At 48.9% G+C, this 11,196-nt stretch carries 7 protein-coding genes; 6 read left to right on the top strand and 1 reads right to left on the bottom strand.

Features of this window, described 5'->3' with window-relative positions; all coding sequences use genetic code 11:
- Positions 1-797: 797 nt before the first annotated feature.
- From pcnB to pgi, 6 genes are all read left to right on the top strand, one after another.
- Positions 798-2,285, top strand: a complete 1,488-nt coding sequence (gene pcnB / locus WG89_RS10580; protein WP_079253776.1) for a polynucleotide adenylyltransferase PcnB — start codon at positions 798-800, stop codon at positions 2,283-2,285.
- Positions 2,286-2,414: 129 nt separating this feature from the next.
- The gene (locus WG89_RS10575; protein WP_062265374.1) at positions 2,415-2,972 is read left to right on the top strand and encodes a hypothetical protein; all 558 of its coding nucleotides are present in this window, start codon (positions 2,415-2,417) and stop codon (positions 2,970-2,972) included.
- A 114-nt stretch (positions 2,973-3,086) separates the two neighbouring features.
- Positions 3,087-3,584, top strand: a complete 498-nt coding sequence (gene folK / locus WG89_RS10570) for a 2-amino-4-hydroxy-6-hydroxymethyldihydropteridine diphosphokinase (RefSeq protein WP_062265371.1) — start codon at positions 3,087-3,089, stop codon at positions 3,582-3,584.
- A 175-nt stretch (positions 3,585-3,759) separates the two neighbouring features.
- Positions 3,760-4,554: a 3-methyl-2-oxobutanoate hydroxymethyltransferase gene (gene panB / locus WG89_RS10565; protein ID WP_062265368.1), complete on the top strand. Its 795-nt coding sequence runs from the start codon at positions 3,760-3,762 to the stop codon at positions 4,552-4,554.
- 199 nt (positions 4,555-4,753) lie between these two features.
- A complete protein-coding gene (panC, locus tag WG89_RS10560; protein WP_062265365.1) occupies positions 4,754-5,605 on the top strand; it encodes a pantoate--beta-alanine ligase in 852 nt (283 codons plus the stop codon).
- 131 nt (positions 5,606-5,736) lie between these two features.
- On the top strand, positions 5,737-7,380 hold the full coding sequence (pgi, locus tag WG89_RS10555) for a glucose-6-phosphate isomerase (RefSeq protein ID WP_172806779.1): 1,644 nt from the start codon (positions 5,737-5,739) through the stop codon (positions 7,378-7,380).
- 60 nt (positions 7,381-7,440) lie between these two features.
- On the opposite strand, the gene WG89_RS10550 is transcribed toward pgi, so the two are convergent.
- The gene (locus WG89_RS10550) at positions 7,441-11,118 is read right to left on the bottom strand and encodes a hypothetical protein (RefSeq protein ID WP_062265362.1); all 3,678 of its coding nucleotides are present in this window, start codon (positions 11,116-11,118) and stop codon (positions 7,441-7,443) included.
- Positions 11,119-11,196 lie beyond the last annotated feature (78 nt).

The raw sequence follows: 11,196 nt of genomic DNA, 5'->3' as shown, positions 1-11,196 counted from the left end.
GTGACAAAAGAGTGGTCGCTGGTTTGTCTTGCGTATAACTTGAGGCGGATGTTCAGCCTGAAACAAGTGAATGAAGAGCAGTGGTTGGAACTGGTCTTGTTGGCGACTTATCTGTGGCACTATTGGGCTGATCTGAGGCCAAGAGTGAGAAAAATCATAAGGACAAGTTGAAAATGTAATGCGCCGGAGAGGGTTTTATAAGTTCTCTCCGGAATAGTCAGAGTCTGAAATTACTTGAACTGCGTTTATGGGTTCAAGTCCGACAGGCTGCTAGACGTTACGTATCAATACCTATTTGTTGCGAGGGTAACAAAATCTATTTGCATTTTTCCCGCCCCAGCAGAGAAAAAAATCATTTCATCAATAAAATCAACAGGTTAAAAAAGTTGGCACAACCTATGCCATAGAACAGACCAAACAATAAGAATTAAGCATAATAATAAAAATAAAAAGCTTCGCCCGCATAACAATAAAAACAAGGGCAAAGGTAAGTTGATTGTTTTGCGGTATGCCTTCTGGTTGATCCGGAACAGGTAGCCAGCAAAATCATCCACTTACGAACTTTGACGACAATAATAAAAATAAAAATCGTCCGTCAGCCAAGGGGGGAACTCAGTTCCCCCTTTTTTCTTTTCTTTCCAAGCCTTCCCAATAGTCACTTTAAGCCCTTTGAACCATAAACCGGTGTCAACATCCCCCACGGGAATGCTATGATGTACGCCAGACTGGAGCAGTACATCTGATCCACCACGACGGTATTACTGACTAACCAACAAAGATTTCATGCAAAACTCATCATGACAGGCATCATTATTACAGTTTTAGTGGTGCTGGCCATATTGCTTGCTGCTTACTTCTGGCTTAAGCCATCTCCAGAGAAAGAACCTGCATCCTCTGAGCCGCAGCTTCCAGAACCCGACCCCATTCGAGAGACTGACGACATCAGCTCTGAAGACCAGATTCGCATTCCCCGCGAAAATCACCCTATCTCTCGCCGGGAAATCAGCGAAAATGCCCTTAAAGTCCTGCACAGGCTGAACAGCAACGGCTTTGAAGCCTACCTGGTGGGCGGCTGCATCAGGGATCTATACCTTGATCACCATCCCAAAGATTTCGATGTGGCCACCAATGCCACACCGGAACAGGTTCGCAGGCTGTTCCGCAACTCCCGCATCATTGGACGAAGGTTCAAACTTGCCCATATCCTGTTTGGCCGGGAAGTCATTGAAGTAGCCACCTTCAGAGCCGGTCATGATGCTGAAAGTCAGGATGACAGCCACAGCAAAGATAAATCCCACCACTCAGACTCCGGACGAATCCTCAGGGATAATGTCTACGGCTCCATGAAAGACGACGCTATTCGTCGGGATTTCACCGTTAATGCGCTCTACTACGATGTGCGTGACTACTCCGTTATCGACTATTGTGGCGGTGTCCGGGATCTTGAAAACCGTACCCTGAAGCTGATTGGTGACCCGGTCAAAAGGTATCATGAAGACCCGGTCAGAATGATGCGAGCTCTGCGCTTTGTCGCCAAGCTGGATTTTGAAATGGACCCCGCCACAGCGGACCCCATCTTTGATCTGGCTCACCTGTTAAACGATATCCCTTCAGCCAGGCTGTTTGATGAAGTCCTGAAGCTACTGCAATCCGGTAACGGGGTGAAAACATTCCACCTCATGCGTGAGTACAGCCTGCTTCAATACCTGTTTCCGGCGACTCATCATAGCCTGGAAGCTCAGGATGAATGCGCAGAAGAGCTGATCATCAAGGCTCTGGAGAGTACTGATTCACGCATTGCCCGTGGCAGACCTGTAACGCCAGCATTCCTGTTTGCTGCGTTCCTCTGGGCACCTCTGCAAAGATTGACCAGAGACTTGCGAGAACAAGGTGTTCCACCGGCTCCGGCTCTGCAACAAGCGGCAATGACGGTACTGGACAACCAGTGCGCCCATACTGCAGTGCCAAAACGTTTCACCATGGTGGTCCGGGATATCTGGGAAATGCAGTATCGCCTGGAGCGCCGTCAGCCTAAATCCATTGAATCGTTGATGGAGCACCCCAAGTTCCGTGCGGCTTATGACTTTCTGGTTCTCAGGGAAGCTGCCGGTGAAGACCTGAACGGTGCGGGTCAATGGTGGACTGATATTCAGGACTCTGCCGAGCACGACAGAAACGGCATGATTCGCGACCTTCGTTCCCGCCCAGGTGGCAACAAAGGGGGTCAAAAGCGCCGTAAACGCCGACCACGCAAACGCCCTCCGGTGATGAACAAGCCCCAATAACTCTGCAAACGATATGGCAGTGATTTCAATGTAAACAACTGCCATATCTTTCGACCCGACTGCCCCTCTGTTTCCAAAAAGTTTTTGCTATGTTTACTGCCTGACAATTGTCTGGGTGTATAAACAGAAATGAAGGATCAGAAAGGACAGAAACGATCAGCAATTATTAAAAGCACGATTCTTTATGCGATAACCATGCTGATAGTCACCATCAGCTCCTGGCTTCAGGCTACCACTGCCCCCACAAAAGAGGACTGCCTGCGTGAGATGGATCTCTGGAGTGACTTCATCGCCCTGATCGTTGCTGGTCACCAGGCTTCAGGTACCGCTTTTCTCCACAATCAGTTCTGGCCTGCAATCTGGCCAGATGACTGCCTGAATGTCGAACCGCTCCAGGCATTAAAACTCTATTTTCGCCCCCAAACCATCGGAGACCCGTTTTCAGCAGGGCTTTCCGGCAGGCTGCCAACCAGTAGCAATCTTGTTATCAGAGACTATTTTTATCCTTCGCTTCAGTTTTTTATTGATGGTCTGCCCACCCGGACAATGAGGCTCTACTGTTATGCATTCGAGAATTACGACAGGATAGATTACCTGACGGATCGTCTGGAACACACGCTTCAATCCATTAATGACCGAATTCTTCTCCCTCAACCACCAAGCCCTGTTTTATGGCTCCACCAATGACCTGAAAGCTCATTTCGCTGCTTCCAACCATAGAGCTCGATGTGAGAAACTACGGCGCTGTTGGCTCGGCCTGAAATAGCCTTGAGCCAATTCATAAACCACTGGATCTGAAGTATGACCACCGCCTACATAGCCCTGGGCAGCAACCTGGAAAACCCTGGCCTGCAATTGCAGAGAGCCGTGGATGACATTGACTCTTTACCGGAAGTAGAGCTTTCAGGCTGTTCAAAACTCTACATCAGTGAACCAGTGGGGCCCGAAGGACAACCCGATTATTGCAATGCAGCCGTTCGTATTGAAACCACTCTGGAGCCACTGGCATTACTCGATGCCATGCAATCCATTGAGAATGCTCATGGCAGGGTCAGAACCGTCCGCTGGGGGCCGAGAACACTGGATCTGGATATCATCCTGTACGGTAACGAAGTGATTGAGTCAGAGCGACTGACAATCCCTCACTATCAGATGCACGTAAGAAATTTTGTGCTCTGCCCTCTTCTGGATATAGATCCCGATCTGACCCTTCCCAACGGGAAACAAGCAAAAGAGTTACTTCAGGAAGTCGGCACCTCAGGCCTCGACGTCATGGCAGAAAAGTATCCCTGGCTCTGATCCAGGAACTGACAGCTATCAAAGCATTGCGTATAATCCGCCACTGGCAAATGCCCACAGCAATAGATAGGCAGGGAACAACCAGACAGTAACGGTTCTTCCCTTTCCTGATGATGGCTTTTATGCTCGCCGCAAGAAGCCTACTCCCAAAGCGACTGGCTTAAGGTCCTGATAGATGGCTAAAGTAACCCTGAAAACCCTGGCCGACATGAAACAGTCCGGCGAGAAATTCACCAGTCTGACGGCTTACGACGCGACACTCGCTCACCTGGTCAGCACTCAAGGGGTTGAAGTCATCCTGGTAGGGGATTCCCTGGGTAATGTCATACAGGGTAAAAGCAGTACCGTTCCCGTCACCGTTGATGACATGTGTTATCACACCCGTTGTGTAGCCACAGCCGCCCACGATTCCATGATCATGGTTGATCTTCCCTTTGCTTCCTACGCCACTGAAGAGCAGGCATTGGTCAGTGCTGCCAGAATCATGCAGGCAGGCGCGGAAGTGGTAAAACTGGAAGGGGAAGGCTGGCTGCCTCCCATTGTGACCCGTCTTAAGCAACAGGGTATTCCTGTTTGCATCCATATGGGACTCACGCCACAGTTTGTTAATGTCTTTGGTGGCTACAAGGTTCAGGGTCGAGAAGAAGAAAGAGCCAACAGCATGATCCAGGCCGCCATAGACCTGCAAGCTGCCGGTGCCGCTATGTTACTGCTGGAGTGTGTACCCAGTGACCTGGCACGGGAAATCACCAAAGCGGTTGAGATTCCTGTTATTGGTATTGGTGCCGGAGACGCTACCGACGGTCAGGTGCTGGTCATCCATGACATGCTGCACCTGACGCCGGGCCACAAACCCAAGTTCGTCAAAAACTACATGAAAGGCAGTGCTTCTCCCCAGGAAGCCGTAGCTCAATACGTTGCTGAAGTGAAAGACGGTACATTCCCGGGTCAGGAACACAGCTTCGATTGAGTTCCTCCTCAGCCAGACTGTTGAAAAATCTGGCTGAGAACTATGCTCAATCCACTTTTGAATCCCAAAGCCGGAAAGAGATCCGGCTCATGCTCTGAAAATGTTTACATAGCCCCAAGGCTTCATTTTCGTAGTACACAGCCATGAGCCATGCAAAAATACCGGCTTATTAAAATCACTGACAATCTAGTCACTCACTATGAAAACACTTCATACCATCACTGAAATCCGGGACGCAGTAGCGGCCTGCAAAGCTGAAGGCAAAACCGTTGGCTTTGTGCCGACCATGGGTAACCTGCACGGTGGTCACCTGACTCTGGTTGAAAAAGCCCAGGAGCTCTGTGATGTCGTAGTCGTCAGTATTTACGTCAACCCGCTACAGTTTGGGCCAAACGAAGATTACGACTCTTACCCGCGCACCATGGAACAGGATCAACAGCTGCTGATCGAACAGGGTGTTGATCTTCTCTACACCGCACAGACCACAGAAATTTATCCGGAAGGCAGCGAAAACCACACCCACGTCAGTGTCGAAGTTCTGGATGGTATGCATTGTGGTAAGAGCCGCCCGGGGTTCTTCACAGGCATTGCCACCGTTGTCACCAAACTGTTCAACATTGTTCGTGCGGATGTCGCTGTCTTTGGCGAAAAAGACTTTCAGCAGCTGGCCATTATTCGCAAGATGGCCAGAGATATGTGCATGCCTGTTGAAATTGTGGGCGCACCCATTGCCCGCGAAGAAACCGGCCTGGCCATGAGTTCCCGTAACGGTTACCTGACCCGCGAGGAGCGAGAGGAAATTGCACCTACGCTTTATCGTTGTCTGCAATCTGCCCGTGAAGCAATTCTTGCCGGCGAACGTGACTACGACCTGCTGCGTCGAGATGCTTTTGCCAAAATGGCCCAGGCCGGATTCAAACCGGACTACTTTAATATCAGCAGTACCCACACCCTGCTGCCAGCCGGCCCTGAAGATCAGCAGCTGGTGATTCTGGCAGCCGGTTACCTGGGCAAAGCCCGACTGATTGATAACATCACAGTCGATCTGTGATGGCCCGAATACTGCAGGCTTTTTTATCCGGAGTCTGCAGTATTCACTCCTGCCCTGACGCACATAAAAGTCAGAAGACGTATTGGTCTCTCTGTCTGTTTCCTCTCACCCTCCAGAGGTTGAATTGCATCATGACCCCTCTTAAACATCTTTCCACTTCTTCATCACTGGAAACTTTGCAACAGCAGATGGCAGGCACTCACCTGCGAGATCTGTTTACTGCCGATACAAAACGATTTGAGCGTTACAGCCTGGAAGCCGCAGGTCTGTTTCTGGATTACTCCAAAAACCTGATCAACGACGACGTTATGTCATCCCTGATCAAGATGGCTGAAGAAGCCCAACTGCCTGCAGCCATCAAGGCCATGTTCCAGGGTGAGAAAATCAACTACACCGAAAAACGCGCCGTGCTTCACACCGCTCTGCGCAATTTTGGTACAGAACCCGTTATGGTGGACGGTGAAGATGTGATGCCCAAGATTCGTGATACTCACGAACGCATGAAGGGCATTACCGATTCTGTGCACTCAGGCGAGTGGAAAGGTTTCACTGGCAAATCCATCAAGCATATCGTCAACATTGGCATTGGTGGTTCCTACCTGGGTCTGAAGACGGCGATCAATGCTCTGACTCCCTATCATGTTGAAGGACTGGAGCATCACTACGTAGCCAATATTGACCCTAACGAAATTACTGAAGTGTTCCGTAAGATTGATCCGGAAACTACCCTGTTTATCGTCGCCTCCAAATCCTTTGGCACTTTGGAAACACTGCAAAATGCCCAGGCTGCCCGTGCCTGGATGCTGCAAAAAGGCTGCGCCGAGTCCGACATTCGCAAACACTTTGTAGCGATTTCCACCAACCTGAAAGCCATTGATGAGTTTGGTATTGCCCAGGAAAACACTCTGCCTCTGTGGGACTGGGTGGGTGGCCGTTACTCTCTGTGGTCCACTATTGGCCTGATGGTCAGCCTGGTCGTAGGTTTTGAAAACTTCCAGAAGCTGCTGAAAGGCGCCTGGGAGATGGACAAACACTTTGCCGAAGCACCTCTGGAAAAGAACATGCCCGTCATTCTGGGCATGCTGGGTGTCTGGTATCAGAACTATTTCGGTTCAGAATCCCATGCCGTGATTTCCTACGACTACTTCCTGCGTGATTTCCCTGGTCACCTGCAACAGATGGATATGGAAAGTAATGGTAAGCAGACCCGTCAGGATGGCAGTCGTGTCGATTACCAGACAGGTGCCGTTATTTGGGGTGGCACAGGCACCAACGATCAGCACGCTTATCATCAGCTTCTTCATCAAGGTACACGACTGATTCCTGTAGACTTCATTGCCCCGGCCACCAGCCATAATCCACTGGGAGAACAGCATCCCTGGCTGTTTGCCAATGCGCTGGCCCAGAGTCAGGCCATGATGCAGGGTAAAAACCTGGATGAAGTCCGTGACGAGCTCACGGCTGCAGGCATGAACAGTGCCGACGTCGACACTCTGGCTCCACACAAGGTGATTCCTGGCAACCGTCCAAACAACATGATTGTGCCAGAGAAGATCACACCTGAAGTGGTTGGCGCTCTGGTTGCACTTTATGAACAGAAGGTGTTTGTTCAGGGAACAATGTGGCAGATCAACTCTTTTGATCAGTGGGGCGTGGAACTGGGTAAAGTTCTGGGCAACCGCGTATACGATCGCTTAAAAGAAAGTGGAGCCACTTCTGATCAGGACAGCTCCACCAATGGGCTGGTTAATCGTTTCAAACGGTTTAATGCCTGATTCAGGCTAGAAAAAACGGCATCTGTTTGACAGATGCCGTTTGCTCCCTATGACCGCCTATTACTGTTGCTTTGGCAACAAGTATGCAGCCATGGCCTGGATCTTTTCATCCAGTAACTTATCGTCTTCATCACCTTCGGGCAAGTGAGCTCGGAACAGCTGAATTATTCCAGTAAGCCCTTCACGAAAGACTTCGTTGGTTTCTTCAAGCTTTTTATTCCTCTGTTCCAACTCAGCGTTCTGGCGCTCCAGATCACGGCTCTCCTGCATAACCGTAGGCATATCTCTCTCCAGACGGAACTCAAGATCGTCCACCTTGGATTTCAGGTGCTTAAATTCCATCTCCAACTCACCATTTCGGATACCCGTTTTTTCTGCAAAGTCATTAGCTTCATCCACCTCAGATTGCATATCAATCTTAAGCTGTGCTTTATCACTGGTCAGTTTTCTGACCTCTTCACGCAGTTTTTTCGCCTCTTCAGTCCGGTCACTTTCAGTCCTCGCAAGCTGTTGGTTTTCGGCTTTAACTTCCATCAACTGCATTTTGGTCTCCCCAACTTCCCGAGAGGCCTGTTTAGCACGTAATGTCTGATCTCTCTCAGTCTGTCGAGAAATTCTGAGTTCTTCACTGAGATCTGATATCTGCTGCTCCAGCTCGTCCTTCTTCCTCATCAGATTTTCGTACTCAAAGTGAGTGACTCCTCGAGGACCACGAGCCTGATAACTGGTCAAACTGGTCTCTTCAATAGTGGACATAGGTTGAGCTAAAGAGACCGGTTGATTCACAGATTGACTGAGACTCACGTAGGCTCCACCGTCTTCAAATTCAACGCCAGATTCCTGGAAGTCAAAACCTGGGCCAAGCTTCGGAGGTAGCCCACTGTTTTCGGTCAAGTCCTTCAACCTGTCAATTTCCGCCATCGCAGTGGCGTACTCTGAGCGAAGTTGTTCCAGCTGACTGTTTGCTGTGTTGTAATCCAGCTGCATGCCTAACTTGGCCCCTTCTTCCTCATGAAGCCTCCTGCTTGACTCATCCAGCTTCTGCCTCAGATCTTCGAGCTGAGCCTTCAGCTCCCTATCCATTTGAGAAAGCTGTGTTTTCTGATCAGAGACTTCCTTGCGCCTCTGCAGAAGTTCCTGCTCAAAAGCATCGGTTTTGCCTGCTTTCGCCCTGAGCATTTCCATCTCACTTTTCATATCAACAAGCGTTTTCTCAAGCTCCATCTTGGTCTTCTTCTGCTGCTTCTGCTCTTCTGTGAGTCTACGGACTTCTTTAGTAAGTAATTCTGCCTGTTGACCCAGACGAACAGATTCACTTTCAAACTTTTTACAGCCCGCCTTTGCCTGAGCCACTTCACTCTTCGCTCTTTGTTCTGCCTCAGAAACACTGCTGAGCTGGTCTTTCAAAGTGATTAACTGTTCAGTCAGTTCACTCACTCTATGCTCAGACTTGCTATAGTCCTCCTTGAACTTGGCCTCTGATGCCAGTAGCTCTTCTTCGGCTTTCTTCTTAAGGCGATCCAGTTCCGCGACCTGAAGAGTCAGTGTCTCAACCTCTTTCTGTTGAGTGCTCTGATCCGTTTTAGCCTGACTTGAAGCCAGCCTCAGTCGTGTTTCGGCCTCCTGCAGAGCTTTTCTCAGGCTCTCAACGGTCTTGGACTGTTGGGATACTTCAGTTTCAGCTTTCTGCTTTTCGGATAGGAGTTTGTTCAGTTTACCTCCCAGAGCTTCAACCTGGCCTTCAAGAGTGACCTTTGCAGTATTCCACTGCTTGGATTCAGTCACCCAGGATCTCACTTCATCCTTTTTCTTCCTCAGTTCTTCCTGAGCACTCTTTTCTGCCATAGTCGCTTTCTGCCAGAGATCCTTAGTCTCTCTCAGTTCAGCCCGAACCTGTGAGAGATGTTGTTTACTGACTTTCAGCTCTGCATCTTTGCCTTTGAGTTTTTCAAGTTCAGTACTTTGCAGACGAAGCTGACCTTCCAGGGTTGTAGTACGCCCGGTGGAGGTTTTCAGCTCAGCCTGGGTACGACTCAACTGTTTTTCCAATTGCGTTTTTAGAGATTCCAGCTGGGTTAAACGTTCTTCACGTAACCGGGCTTCCTGTTCCAGTTTTTGGCTTGTGTTGAAATATCTGGAGGCTTTCTCTCTCTCTTTCTTCATTTGAGCTGTGAGAGCTTCAAGCTGACCCGTCAGCTTATGGTAATGGACTCTTTCTTTCTCAAACTCCGCTTTTTTCTCTTCCAGTTCCTTATGGAGCTGGATATTTGCCTGACTGGCCTGAATCCTTGCATCACTGACCTGACTGGCAAATTGACTTCTGAGTCGACGCACCTCACTGTCAGAAGACAGTTTGTCGGTCTGCAATTTACCGGCACGCTCTCTCTCTGAGTTCAGCTTGGCTTCCAACTGTTGAATCTGGCTTTTCAGGTGGCTCAAGCCTGCTTCAGCTTCCTTTTTCGCCATAGAGACTTTCTTCATTTCTGCAGAGTGGCTTCTTAGATGCCCCTCAATGGCCGCCACTTTTGAGTTAGCCTGCTCTCTCTCACCCCTGATTCTCTGCAAATCCCGCATCTGGCTTTTTGTCTGGGTTTCTAACTGCTCGTTTCTCTGTTCTAACTCTGCAAACTTCTCCAAGTGTTCTGTTGCAGCCTGGAAGTTAGCCTGTGCGCTCAGCAACTCTCTATTCAGACGTCTGTTTTGAAGTTCCAGTTCCGAAAGTTTACCTCCCGATTTTCTTTCCTCCCGCAACTGGACTGTCAACTGATTCAATCTGAAATCAAGATCATCAGCGCGTCTGGACTGTTGTGATTTTTCTTCACGCGATTTTTTCAGCGCACTCTCAAACAGTGATAAGCGACTGCGTGCCTCATTTAAGTCAGTTGCCAGTTTTCCTGCCCATTGATCAACACGACCCATTCTGTCCTGTTCAGTCAGAGCCAAGATCATTTGTTCTTCACTGTGCTTCAGTTGCTGTGATAACTCTGCGATTTTCTCATCTCGCTGACGCAGTTCGGAGCTACTACCTGACTGCTCATCAAGTCTTTGCTTCAAGCGATCAATTTCTCGATCTTTTTCAACCAAACCTTTCTTTGTATTAGCCAAGTGTTCCTTGACTGCCAGGAAGAGGTTTTCATCGGATGCATCCCTCTGATAATGATCAAACAGACCCTTGTCTTGTTCCTGAATATCTTTCAGCAAGGTTTTTTTCAATCTGTCATATTCATCCAGCACTTCATTGGCCAGCTTTTGAGTGTCTTCATGGTGTTTGCATTGCTTTTGATAGGCTTCTTCAAGACCTGGAAGATCATTCGTAATGGCTTGATGAGCTGTTTCAACAGCCTGAAAAAGACTTTGCGCACGTTCATGCAATCTTGCTGCGTACTTATAGTATCCTTCTCTTTCCTTGATCAGGGTTTCCAGGTCTTCATCTGAAACAGCGGGATCAGTTGAAGTTGACGTAGCTCCCCAGCTCGTCCAACTGGCAAGATAGCTCGTAGACTCTACTGAACGCTCTTTTACGCTGACAGATGTTGGAGGAGTAAGTTGACCAAATCCGAGACCAAGAGCGACTTCACTCCCAACCATAGGCTTAAGTGCTCTTAGTCGATGAATGACAAACTTGGTTGCCGCAACCGGTGAATTGTCTTTTAAATCGTCCCGACTCATCTGACCTTTGTCTTTAATCAGAAGCTCAGGAACAAGCGAAGGTTTTGTCGAATCTAGAGGACTGGCCATAGTAATACTCCCTTTACTAATTGAAAAATTCATAAAAATTTTGACTATAGCGGTTATGGCTTGTTCCCCTGTCAGGCC

This window comes from Endozoicomonas arenosclerae, assembly GCF_001562015.1.
Classification (GTDB): domain Bacteria; phylum Pseudomonadota; class Gammaproteobacteria; order Pseudomonadales; family Endozoicomonadaceae; genus Endozoicomonas_A; species Endozoicomonas_A arenosclerae.
Note: the sequence above shows the minus strand (reverse complement) of the source record. Positions and strands in the feature narration are given on the sequence as shown.

Bases quoted from the DNA above. Each gene is read 5' to 3' on its own strand.
- pcnB (WP_079253776.1), top strand. From the start codon at position 798: ATGACAGGCATCATTATTACAGTTTTAGTGGTGCTGGCCATATTGCTT.
- folK (WP_062265371.1), top strand. From the start codon at position 3,087: ATGACCACCGCCTACATAGCCCTGGGCAGCAACCTGGAAAACCCTGGC.
- WG89_RS10550 (WP_062265362.1), bottom strand. From the start codon at position 11,118: ATGGCCAGTCCTCTAGATTCGACAAAACCTTCGCTTGTTCCTGAGCTT.
- panC (WP_062265365.1), top strand. From the start codon at position 4,754: ATGAAAACACTTCATACCATCACTGAAATCCGGGACGCAGTAGCGGCC.
- WG89_RS10575 (WP_062265374.1), top strand. From the start codon at position 2,415: ATGAAGGATCAGAAAGGACAGAAACGATCAGCAATTATTAAAAGCACG.
- panB (WP_062265368.1), top strand. From the start codon at position 3,760: ATGGCTAAAGTAACCCTGAAAACCCTGGCCGACATGAAACAGTCCGGC.
- pgi (WP_172806779.1), top strand. From the start codon at position 5,737: ATGACCCCTCTTAAACATCTTTCCACTTCTTCATCACTGGAAACTTTG.